Genomic DNA, 15,756 nt, shown 5'->3' with positions numbered 1-15,756 from the left:
ATCTCCTGGTCAGTTGAACTTGCACCAGGAGATGCACTGCAGGGATCTATATTTCTAAAGGGCTAGGGTTATTGCCACAATAGTGGCCAGGCCAACACCCATCAATAGGCGCTTGTTTCTGTCATCAAAGTAGATCCCGCGGCGGTTCAAGAAATGCTCGACGATCGTCCAGCCATCCATGGGGGGCAGGGGGATGATGTTGGTTGCCGCTAGCAGGATCGAGCCTTGGGCCGCCACGAGTGTCGGCCAGTTTGGCGTAACGTAGTGAATGCCGAAGAACAATAGGCCGGTGGCCAGGGAGATCAGGGGGCCGCCCGCAGCGATGATCGCTCGGCGGTCTGACGGGGCCTTCTCATAATCGGAGCTGACCACATACGCCCAAAGCGGGATCAAACCGATTTCATGGATGATTCCTGATTTTCGGAACGAGAATAGCTTGTATCCACCGAGAATGAGTTTGTCTGGCTTAATACCGTAGCGTTGCATTGGTATTAAATGGCCGGCTTCATGGGTCAAGAGCAAGAACACCAACATCAGCCAGATGACGAAAAATGCGATGGCGAACATCCCGATAGTTACCAGTGCGTCAGGCAGCATGGTTTTCATTCCTAGAACATGATGCATGTGATTCTTTAGCAAAGCTTCAAAACCTTCAAGCCTATAGCCGCATATTTACCTGATGTGTGTACTGTGCAGTGCAAATTTTGCCTCTAGGGCTATACAGGCCCGTGTAATTCATTACAGGTGGTTATGAAACTACTCTGGTGAACGTATGAATACCTGTTTTCAGCTGGCGGCTTACGCTCGATCTCAATGGGCATTAGCTGTACTCCTCATGAAATCGCCTGAGAGCAATCAACTAGCAGCTAACGTATTTCAAGATGCAAAGAACGCTGCCTGGGGATACGGATGGGGGGCTTCTGAAACGCCGCATGCACTCCTCGAAGATATTCCGGAACTATTAAACGCTTTCTATGAAGGCAAATCCGCGCTTCAGCAAGACATGAAGCTAGCGGGCTAAATTAAATTCGAAAAAGGAACATGCATCATGAGCAATAATGAAGTTAAAGCTAATCAGTCCTCGCTTGATCTGTACGCAGTGACTCTGAACTGGGGGATGGCAGAAGAAGGCACTTACAGCGACAACGTCTTTGCGACGAGTCAAAACGAGGCTTGCTTGAAAATCGCTGAGGACATGGCAAATCAGCGTGAGTATGTTGACGAACTGGAAACCCCGAAAGAAAGGCAAGAGTGGATAGTTAGCCGAGCCTGCGACCTAGTGGATTGTCACTTTGTCGAAGATAGCCTGGCTGCCGATCTTGCTGCACTGTACGGTGACGTTTTGTTCCCGGATGGCGTAACGCGCTCGATTGATCTGGGTGCATTGCGAGCGCTGCTCGTTGAGCATCGTCACTGTTTGGTTCCGCCCGCTGAAGTCAAAGTCGTTGAACAGCTGGCCCTGCATACTGTGGACTCTGGCTATTGCCGGGTGTACTACAAGCGGCAGAACGGAGCACTGTGCTGCTTCCAGCTCGATACACGAAACACCTTCAAGCTCTATCACTGTTCGCGTGATGGTGAGCCGGAGCATGAGATCAGTCACCAGAACAAGGCAGTTTTTGCGTTACCTGAAGACAGTGGATGTTCTTTCGTAGCTAGCTTCCGTGCATGGTGGGAGCAACAGAGCCTGCAGCCTACTGCTTAGCTTTAACGATACCCGGCCACTCTTCGGAGTGGCTTTTTTATTGCCTGGCGAAAACTCGCGGCCCAAATATAAACGCCCCACTGGAAAGTGGGGCGCATGGTGAATCAGATTCCGGTCAGAAACCGATCGAAAGGGAGAGCGTTGCGACGTCCGAGGCTACGGCTTTGTCGCTGCCGAAGCGGTGACCGTAGGTGACGCCCACGCGGGAGGCTTTGAACGGGCCGGCAACCTGCAGGCCAACGCCGACTTCGTTCCAGCGCTCGGTGGTGTCCTGCTTCATGTCGAAGCGAGAGACGCCGATCACATCACCGGTCAGATCGTCTTGCGAGTTGTTCAGGCGGCTAACGTGCTTGATGTTGGCCGAAACAATGGCCTTGTTTGCCAGGTTCATGCTGGCGTTGAGGCCGGCGGTGCCGTAGATGTTCTCCTCAGTACGCTTGTCGAAACGCGCCGGGAAGGAGCCGCTGGTCTCGGTATAGGAGTCCAGTTTGGTGTTGAGGTAGTCCACGCCCAGGAACGGCATCACAGCGATGTTGTCCTGCAGGATGAATACGTAGCCGACCTGGCCCGAAACCGCACGCTGGCTGACATCCGACTTACCTTTCGATTCGTCGTCGCCGGCACCGGTTTTGTAGGAGCGTTTGATGGTGGCATCGCCTTCGGAAACTGCCACGGCGCCGCGGGCAAACACGCCCTTGCGCAGACGATTGCCGTACTCGACGAAAGCACCAATCGTGTTGGTATCGCCCTCTACGCGGTCGTCGTTGATCTTGAGCGAAGTGCTTGGTCCTTGATAGCCGATGCCGGCAACCAGGTCAGGGGTCAGTCGATATGCCGCGGTAACGCCGCCGTACACGTTGTCACCTTGGACAGTGCCCGAGTGATGGGTCATCTGGCTGCTGACGCTGACGCAGACGCCATTGGTATCGAAGGTCGAGCAGGTCAGTTGGTCCTGGACGAAGCCTTGCAGCTGATTCTGCATGGCTTGTGCGTACAGGGTCGCGTTCTGCAGAGAGTCGCCGAGGTCCAGCAAACCAATCACGCCAGTCGGCAGATTGGTAGCGCCAGCATCACCAGCGCTGGCGCCGGTATCGGTTCCACCAGTGCTGCCGGCATTTGCACCAGTACCGGTACTGCCAGTGCTGGCGCCAGAATTAGAGCTTCCAGTGGAAGTGCTGCCAGTACTCGATGAACCACCGGTGCTTGGGGTCGAAGTGTCGGTAACCGGAGGTGTAGTGACGACAGGCTCGGAGATCGGGCCGTAAGAGCGTGCTACGAACGGCTGCGACCGGCCGTTCAGGAAGCCCAGGCCGAAAACGGTGTTGCCGTCCGCGGACACAGCGGTAGCGGAGTTGAGGGTATTGTTTGCGAGCAGGGTGTAGGACGGGTCGTTGTCCTGCAGCCACTCAACAAGGGACTGCATGCCTGTCTCTGCGGTCCAGCGGAAACCCGAGTAGACACTGCCAGTGGTATCAGCCATACCGACGACTACAGCGCCGTTAGCAGATACTCCCTCAGCGATCGACATGGTGCCGTCGGTCAGCAGGCCCAGGCCCTGCATACCGGACAATTCGGACCAAATCATCGCTTCGACAGATGCGACCGATGACTGACTCGCGCCGACGATATAGGTGCCGTCAGCACTGGCCGCCAGGGCAATGGATTGAGTGCCGCCAGCCAGGGTGCCAAGACTCTCAGTGCTCCCGCCGTCTACCCAGCGAGTGGCGACATCACCATTCCCGGCACCGTTTTGGGCGTAGCCCACCACCACCTTCCCGTCAGCTGAGATGCCCATGGCATAACTGTAGGTGCCGTCGTTCAGGTAGCCCAGCTGGGTGATCGCGCCCGACAGATCCCAGGTAACCGCCGAACGGTTGCCGGTCAGGCCGTCGTCGGCGGAACCCGCGATGACGCTGCCGTCAGCCGATACAGCACGGGCTTCGGCCTCGGCGCCACCGTTCAAGAAATCCAGTGTGTGAATGCCGGTGCTGTCCCAGTACACGGCGGTCTCGTTGTCCGTGAGGCTGTCGACGGAGCTGCCGACGATGATGTCTGCTTCGTTCGATGCTGCGTACGCAGCGGCATTGGTGCCGAGGTTTGCCAGCAACTGCTTGCCACCCAGCAAGGTCCACTTGAAGGCCTCGGTGGTGTCGGTGCTTGGGTCGTATTGGGCAGCGACAAGGGTGGAGCCATCACCCGACCCACCGATGTGAGGATCGTAGGTGATCGAGGAGGAGCCCAGCGTCGGTGCATACACGTCGATGCCGGCGTAAGCGGCATGCGCAGCGCCTGCGTTCATGGCCAGTGCGATGGAGGCGACCAGTAGGGAAATACGAGGCTTGAAGGGGGTTGCATTGTTTTGCATGGGCTTTCTTGTCCTGACCTTGTTAGGTGATAGCAATTGGATGGCCGGATAATACTTTCGGATTGCAAAACAGATCAACCAGTATCTTATACGTACGTGTTATTTTTCTTTGGAGGGATACTCCTCCCATAGGGTCAGCGGTTTGCGTACCGGTGTTGTGCATCTCCTGTCACAAGGTCTTCGCAAGAGGCCGTCATCCCCACAGGAGAAACGTCATGCTGCAAATCCCTAAAGCGCTGCTCGAAAAACGCATCACTAAAGAGACCCTTCATCGCTCGGGTAAGCGGTTGCTCAAAGAAATCGCTGGTCGCCTGAAGCTCCCAGAAGCCAGCTACGACATTCGTTCGTGCAAAGGTGGTGATGGGGTGATGGGCGAAGTGATCCTGCATAGCGATCATCTGTATCTGATGGTTCATCTCGGATCCGGAAGCGTGCTTCGGGTGCTGTACCGAACCTGCGAAGGCCGTAAGGACTACTCAGGCGGTATGAACCACTATGCGTCGGTCTCTGAGTTGGCCAGCACTACCGCGGCTGAGCGCTTCATCGCGAAGCTGGACAAGCTCAATGAGTTGGGCAAGCGCCAGCACGCCTTCCAAGCAGCTTGATCAGGAGGTATAAATGTCTTCAGTACTCCATGAGTTCCCGGAGGCCTTCGCCACCCGCATCAACAAGATCCTGGAAATGCCGGACCCGGTGCCTGGGAATCGCGTGAACGGTTGGTTCGGTGGCTACGGGTGCCGCTGGTGCAAGTGCTCAAGAGCTTGGTTCACCGTGTTGCCATTTGACATGCAGTCGGTGGCGGAGACGGTGGCGAACATGTTCATGAATGCTGGGCTGCACGATGTGACAATCACGCTTGAAGGAGGCGTGAGCAAGGCAGACGGGGGCAAGGGTTACCAGGTCTCTGCTCGGCTCTAAACCGCTACACAGCCGCTCCTCTGGGGCGGCTTTTTTTTGCCTGTCGTTACAGCTGACTGTGCTGCATCTCAGATCAAGATGACTAACCCAAGAGGCGCAGCACCATGGACGTAATTGCAAGCAACGCAGCTGATACACAAGAAATGGCAATGACCGAAATCCTGGCAACTGGCGAGGAAAGGAAGCGGCCATATTCGTCGTCGGACATGGCCTTTCAGTTTAACGATGTGGAGATTCGCAACCCGTATTTTTCACCCTGCGGGACAGCAGTCGTTGACCCCGTCCTAGCGTATGGATTTGACGTCTTCCACACCGGTGGTGGGCGCATGGCACTGCGGAAGGAGTTCTGCAATGGCAACTACCTGCTGTTGTCGAACGAGATCAACCTCGCTGAACCGGAAGATTGGGATGAGTGCACGCTGGGGCTGTACGACGCCGACGGCGATCAGAAAGCCTTCTGTGAGCTCCGTGACGTCCCGTATGCGCAGTTCGGCCTGCCAGAGCATGAGGAGAGTCTCGATGATCCTGTGCGCTTGTTGTGTCCGTGCTGTGGCGCTCGAACCACCGGCCGGCAATGGCGGAATCAGGATGTTGGGCACGGCCTGTGCAGCACCTGCATCGAGAGTGTGCGTGCCAAGATGGCGGCAGATGAGTTCATCAAATGCTATGGCTACCAGGGCATCCACTTTGGCCTGTCGCAAAGCGCTCCCTCTCCACAACTGCTCGACGAGCTCGCTCAAAAGAAATTGCTGGCGCAGGACAGTCCGGATCAGCCAGCACTGGACTCGAACGCACTGAAGGACCGTTACCGTTCATGGGCGCAGGACAACCTCGCCAATGATGATCTGCAGGTGAATGACGGTGCTCAGGTAACGCTGTGTGATGACGGCGCATTTGTCGAAACCTGGACATGGGTGCCGCGTGATTCCCTTCCGGAAGCTGCTGCTCCTGGAGGAGAAACTCACTAACGCTACACAACCGCTCCCTCATCGGAGCGGTTTTTTTTCCCGGGCGCCAGCTGGGTTTGTAGGTCGCTGTGATTCATCCCGAAGCATACGACCAACCTCTCTGGAGATTGCCCATGGCAAGCAAACTAGCACGCTCGGTACCACCTACCATAAAACCAATGGCAGATGCATTGTGTGACGGCCACCGGTACCCACCGGCGGAGATGTTTCGATTCTTCCTCGGAGCGGTGATGGAGGTCTGGGGTTTCCAGCCCTGGTATCCCGTGCCGGATGATGTCCGCGGTAAAATAGGGCGGGTCATCTCGCTGTACGATCAGGCGGTAGCGAACGCAGAGCCTTTCCAGGACATCCTTGGGCCGCTTTATGAGGCGCTAGCAAGTCATGGTGGCAAGCAGATTCTGGGGCAATTCTTCACCCCCTGGTCTTTGGCATCCATGATGGTCAGGATGAGTGATAGCGATACCGACGTACCTCGCGCTGGCGGACTCAAGGCATGCTCCGATCCGGCCTGTGGCAGTGGGGTTATGCTGTTGGCAAAGGCAAATCACCTGCTCGAAACAAAGGGGCCTGGTGAGCTGCAACAATGGCTCTTCCATGCGTGCGATATCGACGGCATCTGTGCTCGCATGACTGCGATCCAGCTGGCAGCTAACTGCGCGGTCCACCGCGTGGTTGTAGGGGAAATAATTGTGCTCCAGGGCGACACCCTTTCTGCCTCAGACACCAAGCAGCGGATCTTGCACGCGACCTCACCGACGCTTATGCGTTCACGTCAAAACCCAATTCTGAAACTTGAGGTAGCCTCATGAAACTGTGGTACACGATCGCCGCGGCTGTAGCCTTCCTAGGGCTTGCCCATGCGGCAAATGCATCAGAGGCATCTGCTGCTGTTCTGTCAGTTGCAACCTCAAAAATGTCCTCGGTAGCTCGCATCAATGGTGCAACTCGGCCAGTCATCTACGTCGGTCAGTTTGACGGCTGTGATTCGGTCTCGATTCAAAATGCGCCCGGGCGCTATGAGCACTTTCGTGTCTGCGGGAACCAGGTCACAGCTCGCAACACGGTGTCACCCAGCTGGGCCGAAGACGATGGTGCCGGGGATGTTCTCCGCGCCGTGGTCGATAATGCGGTTTTGTTTGGTGCGGCTTCACAAGTGGACCCCAATGGTTACCTCATCACCGCTCGTGCTCTGGGCTCAGCCCAGTACTCGTGCACCAATGTTGAAGTGATCTTGAGTTACGAAGGCGACCTAGTCGACAGGGCCTTGAAGAGCATCTGCTCTCATCGCCGTTAACCCACCATCAAACCCCGTCCTTGCGACGGGGTTTTCTTTTGGGCGGCTTTCAGAGGTCGATGGCTCGGGCTGAGGCTTGCTAGCGCCGTTGTGTCGGGTGGCTCCGTTTCATGTTGGCTGTGATGCATCTCACATCACTAGACCAACACCTGAGGGTACCGCTATGAATGCTTCCAACATCGCAAAGAGCTACACCGTAGAAACCCGCGCAACCAACGGGGCTGAAGATGCACCGGACGTTGCTGTCTTCAGCATCGATCAGGCTGCAGCGCAAGGCATCAGTGACCTGGCTCGCTTGGTCAATGAAAACGGACTCTTCAAGGTTGAAAAGTTCGATAGCACTGCGTCTTTCCATCAGTATGCACCTGGTACTGAGGAGGCGGACGAGCTCGGAGAGGAGAACGAGGTGCTGTTGAAGGGTGGTTGTCTGAACGTTGACTCAGCCAGCTTCTGGTTCTCGGGCTTCATCAGAAATTCAGACACCGAGGTGGTTACCGCTCGCCAGCCTATTGATGAGCTTCTCAGCCATTTCGGTCTGAGTGGAAAACTTACTGATGCCGATGCTGGTCAGGAACACCAGTACCTGGTTACCTGGAGCGTCGATGCTGAGGTAGTTGGTGGTCACCATGCTGCAGCTCAAGCTGTTGCTGCCCGCTATTTCCGCAGCGACATTGCGGCTGGTGAGCAAGACACGGCGTGCACCTTCATAGTGACCGCTCGCTCTGATAGTAAACCTGTAGAGATTGACCTCTCGGCCCGTCAGCACACTTGCTGAGTTCGGCATCTTTGGCGAGCACAAACCAACTGGTCGACTGTGACCGAGGAGAGGAGATCCTAAATGTCACCCTACCAGGAGCAGAAGGTTGCTGAACTCAAACGCCTGGGCTGGACCGAAGTCGGGAAACGTTATCTACCAGGTCCCGGCCGGAGGCCTGCGCAGCACGTGTACGAACTGTCTTGCTTGACTGGCAAGCTGCAGGTCTTCGTCCACCCTGCCGAGATGATCTACCTAGCCGCTTAACGCAACACCAAAACCCGACTTTGTCGGGTTTTTTTGGCCCCGAATCTGGCGCGTGCGTGATGTCCGATGTGCGCCATCTCTACGCACTAGGCAAACAATCACGGGAGTAATACCGATGGCGCATACACCAAATCAGCAACGAACCGGTCAGAAAGCTCATGCCCTTAACAAGCTGAACTTCTGCCTAAGCAGGGCAAGGGAGAACTCTTTCTTCGCTCGCACCGAGCCGCACCACCAGAGAGCCGAGTACCGCCGGTTGCGTCGGGAATCGATTCAGGATGCTCGCTACTGGCACAGCCTTTACGTGGCGGCATAGGCAGTCCTCTTGCACAAACGTCAATGCGGTCAATGAACCTTCATGCCCAGGGGGCGACTATGTTGCAAACCTACACTGCAGCCCATGGGGCTACCGTAATTCCAACCGGATTTCACCTGGCGCGAGTTTCAGGCGAGAAGCCGAAGTTCAAATCCGAACCTGATCTGCGCGAGGTCGTCTTCTACGAGTGCTATCTGTCCCAGTGTCACGGTGAGAATGGCCTTGAGCCTTGCGAGTACCTTGCAGAGCGAAATCGCTACCTACTGAGCACTGCGCAGTACATGGTCAACACTGGCCTTTCCAGTAACCCGGTGATCCGGGAGTTGGTGCGGTCCGAGACTGAGGTTAAGTACCTGTCGGTCTAGACCGGATTAGCTACGAACGCAGCACCAACCCGACCAATATAGGTCGGGTTTTCTTTTGAAAGTGAGGGTTCCCGGGACTGATTGCGCCCTACATAACGATCAGCTACCATTTGCAGGTTCGACCGTTTCAGTACGCGCCAAGTGGACCTCTCAACTCACTCGGCCACGAAAAGCCGCCATTTCTCAGGGCGGCTTTTTTTGTGCCTGCAATTTACCCTCGACAGGTTCTGCCCCCCAAAGCTTGTACGGCCAAATTTTTCTACACAGGCGTGTAACGCATTCCTGAGGTACCAGGTCTTCGCAACACCTGGCTACCAATCAGGAGAATCAAGCAATGCAAACCCAAACTGTAAAAGCCGTAGCTCAAGCGGACACCAATGACGGTTTCAACCAGTCGAAGCTTCCGATCGATCGTGAGTCGATTCGCTCGCGCCGGCTTCTGCGCCTGATCGAGCTGGTGGAGGTGCTTCGCGTCCCGGACAACGATCGCACAATCTGGCAGATGCTGCTCGATGCTGGCGCAAACCCCGACTTCATCCTGTTGCGTGACTGCGACGATGATTCACGGCTCGCCCGCCGCCCCGCGCTGCAGGTGAATGTGAACACAAGCAAGCTGCATGGCTTTCTGGTGATCACTCACAACTCGGACGATACAGGCTTCAAAATCCTGCTCCAGGACAAGGGCCATTCGGTGGCTGTCAAAACGGTCAACGATGTTGTCGTGCGCAAACTTGCCGCAACGCTTGCTGATCTGATCGACGACGGCACCAGACGTGTTGAAATCCCTTCGCAGGGCCTGTCTACAAACGCTGTCATTGCCGGGGACTACCTGCTCAGTTCCTAAACGCTTCACCTGACCCACCGCTTGCGGTGGGTTTTTTATTGGGCGCTGCAAAGCATCCCCTGTGACCAAGAAGAGGGGTTCAGATGACCATCACCGTACAGTTCAACCACAGTTACAAGCCTCACGGCCGCATTGTGTTCCGCTTAACCGGAGGAGGGGGGACGGCTCTTGTGGGCGTGCTTCACTTCGACATCGCGTTCGATATCGCCGAGGGATCAGGTTACCTGGCACACATCGGCGCCAATGGGTTTGAGGTGTTCGACACGGTCATCGATGCTGATCTACCTGCGGACCTTGCTCCTTACAATATCGACTACCACCTGCGCGCTAGCATCTGGCGAAAGCCCGTTGCCGGCGGCACCATGATGGTGAGATTCATCCGCCAGTGGCCAGGTTCTCATAGCTGGCTGGTCTACGGCTGTGCACCAACCTCACCGATCAGTGAGGCTGCCTATTCAGCGACGGGCCATGCTTGGTATGACGTGGGAGGGTTTGAACTTTCGCCCATCGTTGCGCCGGCAGAAGAGGCGGGCCTAAACATGGCACAACTGGCGACTATTCCCTCGGTATGGCCTGACTCGGTTGGAGTGCCTCACACGCTGTGCGTGATCCCTCTCAGCTGGCGCCCAGACTACCTAGCGTACTCGAAACTGCAGGTCGCGCTAGGCCGTGGAGAAATGAGTCGAGAGGCGTTCAAGGCACATGTGCTGAACCACGAGCGGCTACATCACCTCTGGTCGAATCCCAATGATGAATACCTAAGTTACCTGGTCCGCCTCGATGACCTGGGCGGCCTTCGCGAGGTAGCGCCATACAACAACCAGCAACTGCGTGAACGCAAGGAGCTTAGCCGTATGGCCATGCTCTCTTGTCGCTGAAGCAAGCGTTATCTACCGGTCCTTGTGACCGGTTTTTTTATCCAAAAAAAACCGCTGACCTTGGTGGCCAGCGGTGGGGTGTTACGTTGATGCCTCAGGCGAAGCTGCGAGTGGCATAGGACACGGAGTCCATACACGCAAACAAGCTATGCGCCTTTTGCTGGAAGAGGCACAAAGCGATTTGATTGAAATGAGTTTTCTCATCAGCGCTCGGCTCCTCATCGAAGGTGAAGCTGACGGTGCCGCCGTATTGACCGCGGTTGTACAGCGTCTCGATGTCAACCAGAGCGATGAGGCGACCGCCTCGCTTGATGTGACGCCCCTCAAACTCATAGTGTTGGTGCCGCAACAAGCCACGCGCTTTCTCGATGGAGATAGATTTGATTGTCGCAGAGCCATCTTTCTGCAGGGTGATTTCGAATACCTGCAAAGCCTCCTTCATGTCGAGCGCGCACTCCACAAACTCAGTGAGCTTGGGATGCAGGCTGAGCGACGCCAGGTGTGTGCCGTTTTCGCGGATGACCCAGACGTAACGACCGCCGACCGTTCCAGTCTTGGTGAGGTGATCCAGGTCATACTGGTAAAAGTCTTGTTTGTAGGGGGCGTGCCGAGATAAGCCAAAAATTAGGACATTCGTTCTGTAAGTAACTGTTTTTAAGGGAACTGCTCATGTGCTGCGGAAGGACGGTCGAGAATAGAGGGTGGCCACTTGGGATTCTAACCAGCCCTGCTTACAAACCTTGGCTACGGTTTGCGTCGTAATAACGAGCCAGCCGCATTCTCCTCGAAAGCTCCAGCTTCCTCGATATAGCCGTGTACGGTGCCATCGTGCCGCCAGCCACCCTGTCGTTTGATCTCAAGGAAATCCGCCCCAGCCCGATGCGCACTGGTAGCCAGTCCCCGACGCAGACTGTGGCTGCTCAGTTCGGGCACATACAACAGCCCTGCGGCTTCGGCACGTGCCGTCAGGATGGTATTCACGCTGCCCTCGTGCAGTGCCACCTCGCCGAGTACGCCCCAGCGGCTGATGCGCCGGAACAGTGGCCCCTGAACGATCTGAGCCGCGTCCAACCACCGGCGTAGCGCTGTCGCGGGGCAGCAGATGCTGTCGCCGTATGGGATCGCCTTGTCGAGTCCCTCGCCCTCCTGATCGGTCTTGGAACGGGGCAGCGTGATCCGTAGACCTTCCTGCTCCCACTCGAGGTATTGCATCTCCAGCGTGACCAATTCGCTGCGCCGGAACGCACCAAAATACCCGACCTGGAGCAGTGCACTGTCCCGCAGTGTCGCCAGTCCGTCGAGCGTGTTCAGGTGCACCACGATGCGTTCGAGATCCTCTAGGACCAGGGCCTTGGCTTTTTGTCGAGGCCGCCCGTTCACCCGCTCAATACCGCGCAAGGTTTTGCCCACGGTGGCGCTGGCGGTAGGGTCAGGAAAACCCTGATAACGGTGCCATTGCGACAGCGCCGTGAGGCGCAGGGCCAGGGTGCGCGGGTTCAATACTTCCGCAAAAGACAATAGATAACGAATCAGCGCGGCTTCATCGCACGGCAGCACGCCGCCCCAGGCGAGAAAGTGGCGAATGGCCGAGCGGTAGGTGCGCCGGGTGTTGTCGGTTGTCGCGGCGGCGAGAAAACGCTGATGTTGCTCAGCCAATTGTTCGGGGGTGGTGAGCGTACCGGGGGTACGCGCAAGTACTGTCGGCTCTTCGTGCCGCCTGGTGGGGAGGTTTTCGTCATTATTGCCGGCTGTCATCACGAAGCGCCTGTTTAGGCCATGTGTACCGCAGATTATAGACACAACCCTCGATCGCGATGACTTAACTCACGATAACCGCGCTTATCGTGGGTCAACTGACGGTCTCAGTCGGCTGAACTATTCTGTACTTAAATCGAGGTATTACGTTTTCCATAATACGGTACGAAAAAATCCGAGGTGTTCATGGCCCGTTCCGGCGTCCTCTACCTGCATGTTGCCCAGGCGGCCACCCAACTGGTGGCTGCGGGCCACAACCCCACCATTGACAGCATCCGCGTCGCCCTGGGTGGGACGGGCAGCAAAAGCACGATTGCTCCGTTGTTAAAGCGTTGGAAAGCCGCGCATCCCGGCACGCTGGCCCAGGCCGAACTGGGATTGCCCGCGGAGCTGGTCCTGGCGCTGAAAGGACTGTACGAAAAAGTTCAGGCGGAGGCGGCCGTCCAACTCCAGCAGGCCGTAGCGGCTCACCAGGCAGAGGCCGACGCGTTGCAGGAACAGTTGCAGCAGGCATTCGTCGAGCGCGACGCGCAACTCAGCGTTCAGGAGCAGCAGGCCCAGGCACTTGCCGTAGCCACTACGCGCAGCCAGGGGCTGGCTGACACCCTGCAGCGTCAGGAGATCGCCCTGGCCAGCCTGGGCAGTGAAAAGACCGGGCTCGAACAACGTCTGGCTGACCGCGCCGCCGAGGCGGCCGCACTGACCCGGCAACTGCAACAAGCGCGGGAGCAGTTTGAGCACTACCAGGCATCGGTCGCGCAACAACGCAGCGACGAGCGCCAGGCCACTGAGCAACGCCAGCAGCGCCTGGAACACGAATTGGCAGCGCTCCGGCAGCGTCTGCTCGCGCAGCAAACCCGCCTGGGCGAACTGCAGGCGCAGGAACAACGCCTGGTGCAGGACCATGATCGTCTAGAGAGCACCCTGCTCACGACGCAAGCGACGCTCGCGCAGAGTCAGATTGCGCATGAACACGTCTTACTTCAATTCACCGACTTGCAACAGTCGCATCAGGCACTGGAGCAGCGCCATGGCCAAGGTGAGCAGCGTTTGGCTGAGACGCGGACTTACCTGGCCGTCAATGAACGGGAGCGAAGCCTGCTGGCGGAACGCTTAAGCCAAACTGAAAGCCAATTGAGCCAGTTGGCCACAGAAAAGCAGCTTCTCGTGCAAGACAACGCGGTGCTGTCAAGCCAGCTCGCAGAGTCCAGAGCGATGAAGCCGAAGACTTGTTGACCGAAAAAGGCGCCTACCTCAGGCGCCTGAAACCATCCTCCAAACCAAAGGAGCCAAACAGGAGGACAGTGGAGCAATCAACTCTTCAATACACAGCCTGGCTGGAAACCAAGGTCGTAGATGAGGAGAGTCGCCATGCGTAACGCCATTACCTACACCGTCCTTGCTACCTTCATAGCCCTTGGAACTGTTGCCACGGGATTTGCCGAACAGGCCAAAGCCCCCGCCCAAAGCAGTGCCGAGACAAATAAGGGTGAGGACATGCACATGATGGACGGCAACCATATGCCGATGATGGACATGCAGGAAATGTCCAAGATGATGAAAAACTGCAATACAATGATGGAGAACATGAACCAACACATTGGAATGGAGTCCCCGAAGGGCGATAGCAAGGCACAATAGCGATCTGGTTCACGTCGGCCGTCTCCGTCCCTCGCCGGTGTGCGCCCCGACACGGAGGCCGACCTTGCCGCTCCAGATATCGTTCTCAAAACTGCCGAGGAGCTGCTTCCCCTCATCGACGGCCTTGTAGTAATTCAAACCACCGACCAAGGCGACATCATCTGCAAGCGGGTAGCTCCAGGTAGTGCCGGTATAGTATTGGTTTCAGGCATCCTTGAGACAACTGGTGTAAAGGCTGAAGCCAAGGTTGTCGTTGGGTGTGTAATCACCGCCGACTATCCACGGAGAGCCGACTTCGCCTGCGTAGAAGGTTGCAAAATCATCCCGCATGCTGCTGGAGCTGGGTTGGCTCATCGCGTGCAGGCGTCCGCCCTGTAGCACCAAGCCCTCGACACTGGTGTTGTATGCGGTGACGCCGCGGAAGCTTTCCGGAAGCAGTCGCGAATCGCCGTACTGCACGACAGGCGTGACAGGGAAGACATCGCCTACTTTGATTTCAGTGTCCAGGAAACGGGTCTTTACGGCGCCGCCGAGCTTGGAGTAATTGTCCTCGGCCTGGCCGAGCCCGACTCGAATCGGCCTATGACTCCGTGGGCCCATTCTTCCGAGTAGCCATTTCCTGTACTGCTGGACTGGCCTTTGCGAAAATCACGGTTGAAGTAGAAATTTCGATTGAGGATGCTCAGGCTGCTGCCTTCGATGAATCCCTCGCCTTTTTCCTCGGCGGCCATTGCAGCCTGCGCAGCGCTGATGCTCAAGACGATCTGAGAAAGTCCCAACAGGGCCTTGTTGTTCATAAACGCTCTTGATGTTTTGGCAGATTTTTCATTGTGCGGTTGTGTATATGCCGAAGCGCGCCGGGCATAGCCGGGTGCGCTTCTTACATACTTCCACATGCAAAATAACGTCAGGGTGACGTGAAAATTACTTTTCCGTCAGCAACACGTCAACAATGCTCAGTGCTGGCTCCTGCAGTCCGTTCCTGATACGCGGTACTCCAGAATATGCAGGTTTCCGCTCGAATCCTCGTAGGTCATTTGCGCAGGCATCACATCGCAGTTGCCATTGGTCGACGTGACGTGAATGACCTTGGCGATGTCGAGCTTCATGCCATAGCGGTAGTGAGTGACTTCTGGCGGGTTCTTGCCTTGGGCGCTAGCGTATTCGCGCATGGATTGCTCGTTGGCCTGGATCATCTTACCGTACAGGCGATCGGAACTGCCATCGGCCCATACGGTGGATGACAGCAGAGTCGCACTCACTATCAGCAGCAGTCTTAGGTGTTTCATAACGGCGATCTCCTCTCGGGTTTTCGATCCACGATTCAACTCTACCTCCGTAGTTAAGTACGGAATCAAGGAGGGAGGAGATGAAGGTCCTGGTTTATGGCGCCGAGATAAGATGGTAGGGCTTAAGTACACTTTCGTCGGGTAACAGCAGCGCATTACTGCGCCACCGCCCCCAAAGAACCGGGCATGAGAGTCGCGCCTCATCCGGCTCAAGTCTTTCGTCAGCACCATGGTCTAGTACCGGGCAATCAATCCACGTCTATCGCAGCTCGACGTTGGGCAAAGTAAGACGACCACGCAGGATCACAGGGATTGGCCAAGTTACGTAGTGCCGTTTCTCGATCCGGCTTAGGTATGTGCGCCACGTAATCACGCTTGATGGGGAGCCCGCAGAATT

The 15,756-nt window shown here is 56.5% G+C and carries 17 protein-coding genes and 1 pseudogene; 13 read left to right on the top strand and 5 right to left on the bottom strand.

Going from position 1 to position 15,756, the window contains the following annotated elements:
- Nucleotides 1-54: 54 nt before the first annotated feature.
- A complete protein-coding gene (locus RR51_RS24720) occupies nt 55-606 on the bottom strand; it encodes a M50 family metallopeptidase (protein WP_236693303.1) in 552 nt (183 codons plus the stop codon).
- A gap of 166 nt (nt 607-772) precedes the next feature.
- Between RR51_RS24720 and RR51_RS30900 the strand changes: the two genes are divergently transcribed.
- Both RR51_RS30900 and RR51_RS24715 read left to right on the top strand, forming a co-directional pair.
- The gene (locus tag RR51_RS30900) at nt 773-1,021 is read left to right on the top strand and encodes a hypothetical protein (RefSeq protein WP_128637225.1); all 249 of its coding nucleotides are present in this window, start codon (nt 773-775) and stop codon (nt 1,019-1,021) included.
- A 27-nt stretch (nt 1,022-1,048) separates the two neighbouring features.
- Entirely contained in the window at nt 1,049-1,705 is a 657-nt protein-coding gene (locus RR51_RS24715; RefSeq protein ID WP_039614970.1) for a hypothetical protein, read from the top strand.
- A gap of 115 nt (nt 1,706-1,820) precedes the next feature.
- Here RR51_RS24715 and RR51_RS24710 read toward each other — a convergent pair whose 3' ends face one another.
- Nucleotides 1,821-4,070 carry an autotransporter domain-containing protein gene (locus RR51_RS24710; RefSeq protein ID WP_039614969.1) on the bottom strand — a complete coding sequence of 750 codons (2,250 nt, stop codon included), beginning with the start codon at nt 4,068-4,070 and terminating at the stop codon, nt 1,821-1,823.
- A gap of 215 nt (nt 4,071-4,285) precedes the next feature.
- Between RR51_RS24710 and RR51_RS24705 the strand changes: the two genes are divergently transcribed.
- The 9 genes from RR51_RS24705 to RR51_RS24655 all read left to right on the top strand — a co-directional run bounded on the left by RR51_RS24705 (nt 4,286) and on the right by RR51_RS24655 (nt 11,290).
- The gene (locus RR51_RS24705; RefSeq protein WP_004574510.1) at nt 4,286-4,675 is read left to right on the top strand and encodes a hypothetical protein; all 390 of its coding nucleotides are present in this window, start codon (nt 4,286-4,288) and stop codon (nt 4,673-4,675) included.
- A 13-nt stretch (nt 4,676-4,688) separates the two neighbouring features.
- Complete coding sequence (locus tag RR51_RS24700; protein ID WP_004574511.1) at nt 4,689-4,988, top strand: hypothetical protein; 300 nt, start codon at nt 4,689-4,691, stop codon at nt 4,986-4,988.
- A gap of 149 nt (nt 4,989-5,137) precedes the next feature.
- Nucleotides 5,138-5,956, top strand: a complete 819-nt coding sequence (locus RR51_RS24695; RefSeq protein WP_144000591.1) for a hypothetical protein — start codon at nt 5,138-5,140, stop codon at nt 5,954-5,956.
- Between the two features lie 113 nt (nt 5,957-6,069).
- The gene (locus tag RR51_RS24690) at nt 6,070-6,765 is read left to right on the top strand and encodes an N-6 DNA methylase (RefSeq protein WP_052261101.1); all 696 of its coding nucleotides are present in this window, start codon (nt 6,070-6,072) and stop codon (nt 6,763-6,765) included.
- Entirely contained in the window at nt 6,762-7,250 is a 489-nt protein-coding gene (locus tag RR51_RS24685; RefSeq protein ID WP_039614967.1) for a hypothetical protein, read from the top strand. Before RR51_RS24690 ends, RR51_RS24685 begins: the two co-directional genes overlap by 4 nt.
- Nucleotides 7,251-7,413: 163 nt before the next feature.
- Nucleotides 7,414-8,025, top strand: a complete 612-nt coding sequence (locus RR51_RS31650) for a hypothetical protein (RefSeq protein WP_223817436.1) — start codon at nt 7,414-7,416, stop codon at nt 8,023-8,025.
- Nucleotides 8,026-9,286: 1,261 nt separating this feature from the next.
- Nucleotides 9,287-9,796, top strand: a complete 510-nt coding sequence (locus RR51_RS24665) for a hypothetical protein (protein WP_039614965.1) — start codon at nt 9,287-9,289, stop codon at nt 9,794-9,796.
- An 83-nt stretch (nt 9,797-9,879) separates the two neighbouring features.
- Nucleotides 9,880-10,674 carry a hypothetical protein gene (locus RR51_RS24660; RefSeq protein ID WP_023662271.1) on the top strand — a complete coding sequence of 265 codons (795 nt, stop codon included), beginning with the start codon at nt 9,880-9,882 and terminating at the stop codon, nt 10,672-10,674.
- Nucleotides 10,675-10,822: 148 nt separating this feature from the next.
- Nucleotides 10,823-11,290: a hypothetical protein gene (locus RR51_RS24655; protein WP_039614964.1), complete on the top strand. Its 468-nt coding sequence runs from the start codon at nt 10,823-10,825 to the stop codon at nt 11,288-11,290.
- A 128-nt stretch (nt 11,291-11,418) separates the two neighbouring features.
- Here the strand turns inward: RR51_RS24655 and RR51_RS24650 are convergent, their stop codons facing one another.
- Nucleotides 11,419-12,429 (bottom strand): tyrosine-type recombinase/integrase, encoded by a 1,011-nt coding sequence (locus tag RR51_RS24650; protein WP_077747747.1) that lies wholly within the window; start codon nt 12,427-12,429, stop codon nt 11,419-11,421.
- Between the two features lie 186 nt (nt 12,430-12,615).
- Between RR51_RS24650 and RR51_RS29700 the strand changes: the two genes are divergently transcribed.
- The gene (locus RR51_RS29700) at nt 12,616-13,665 is read left to right on the top strand and encodes a DNA-binding protein (protein WP_011154388.1); all 1,050 of its coding nucleotides are present in this window, start codon (nt 12,616-12,618) and stop codon (nt 13,663-13,665) included.
- 135 nt (nt 13,666-13,800) lie between these two features.
- Entirely contained in the window at nt 13,801-14,070 is a 270-nt protein-coding gene (locus RR51_RS24635; RefSeq protein ID WP_033979952.1) for a hypothetical protein, read from the top strand.
- A gap of 36 nt (nt 14,071-14,106) precedes the next feature.
- On the opposite strand, the pseudogene RR51_RS24630 reads toward RR51_RS24635, so the two are convergent.
- A pseudogene (locus RR51_RS24630) lies at nt 14,107-14,867 on the bottom strand (OprD family outer membrane porin); the annotation flags it as partial.
- Between the two features lie 159 nt (nt 14,868-15,026).
- A complete protein-coding gene (locus RR51_RS24625) occupies nt 15,027-15,359 on the bottom strand; it encodes a DUF2790 domain-containing protein (RefSeq protein ID WP_033979951.1) in 333 nt (110 codons plus the stop codon).
- Nucleotides 15,360-15,756 lie beyond the last annotated feature (397 nt).

This window comes from Pseudomonas sp. C5pp (assembly GCF_000814065.1).
GTDB lineage: Bacteria > Pseudomonadota > Gammaproteobacteria > Pseudomonadales > Pseudomonadaceae > Aquipseudomonas > Aquipseudomonas asiatica.
Note: the sequence above shows the minus strand (reverse complement) of the source record. Positions and strands in the feature narration are given on the sequence as shown.

Excerpts from the sequence above, each read along its gene's own strand:
- RR51_RS24720 (WP_236693303.1), bottom strand. The coding sequence starts at position 606 with ATGAAAACCATGCTGCCTGACGCACTGGTAACTATCGGGATGTTCGCC.
- RR51_RS30900 (WP_128637225.1), top strand. The coding sequence starts at position 773 with ATGAATACCTGTTTTCAGCTGGCGGCTTACGCTCGATCTCAATGGGCA.
- RR51_RS24715 (WP_039614970.1), top strand. The coding sequence starts at position 1,049 with ATGAGCAATAATGAAGTTAAAGCTAATCAGTCCTCGCTTGATCTGTAC.
- RR51_RS24710 (WP_039614969.1), bottom strand. The coding sequence starts at position 4,070 with ATGCAAAACAATGCAACCCCCTTCAAGCCTCGTATTTCCCTACTGGTC.
- RR51_RS24705 (WP_004574510.1), top strand. The coding sequence starts at position 4,286 with ATGCTGCAAATCCCTAAAGCGCTGCTCGAAAAACGCATCACTAAAGAG.
- RR51_RS24700 (WP_004574511.1), top strand. The coding sequence starts at position 4,689 with ATGTCTTCAGTACTCCATGAGTTCCCGGAGGCCTTCGCCACCCGCATC.
- RR51_RS24695 (WP_144000591.1), top strand. The coding sequence starts at position 5,138 with ATGACCGAAATCCTGGCAACTGGCGAGGAAAGGAAGCGGCCATATTCG.
- RR51_RS24690 (WP_052261101.1), top strand. The coding sequence starts at position 6,070 with ATGGCAAGCAAACTAGCACGCTCGGTACCACCTACCATAAAACCAATG.
- RR51_RS24685 (WP_039614967.1), top strand. The coding sequence starts at position 6,762 with ATGAAACTGTGGTACACGATCGCCGCGGCTGTAGCCTTCCTAGGGCTT.
- RR51_RS31650 (WP_223817436.1), top strand. The coding sequence starts at position 7,414 with ATGAATGCTTCCAACATCGCAAAGAGCTACACCGTAGAAACCCGCGCA.
- RR51_RS24665 (WP_039614965.1), top strand. The coding sequence starts at position 9,287 with ATGCAAACCCAAACTGTAAAAGCCGTAGCTCAAGCGGACACCAATGAC.
- RR51_RS24660 (WP_023662271.1), top strand. The coding sequence starts at position 9,880 with ATGACCATCACCGTACAGTTCAACCACAGTTACAAGCCTCACGGCCGC.
- RR51_RS24655 (WP_039614964.1), top strand. The coding sequence starts at position 10,823 with ATGCGCCTTTTGCTGGAAGAGGCACAAAGCGATTTGATTGAAATGAGT.
- RR51_RS24650 (WP_077747747.1), bottom strand. The coding sequence starts at position 12,429 with ATGACAGCCGGCAATAATGACGAAAACCTCCCCACCAGGCGGCACGAA.
- RR51_RS29700 (WP_011154388.1), top strand. The coding sequence starts at position 12,616 with ATGGCCCGTTCCGGCGTCCTCTACCTGCATGTTGCCCAGGCGGCCACC.
- RR51_RS24635 (WP_033979952.1), top strand. The coding sequence starts at position 13,801 with ATGCGTAACGCCATTACCTACACCGTCCTTGCTACCTTCATAGCCCTT.
- RR51_RS24625 (WP_033979951.1), bottom strand. The coding sequence starts at position 15,359 with ATGAAACACCTAAGACTGCTGCTGATAGTGAGTGCGACTCTGCTGTCA.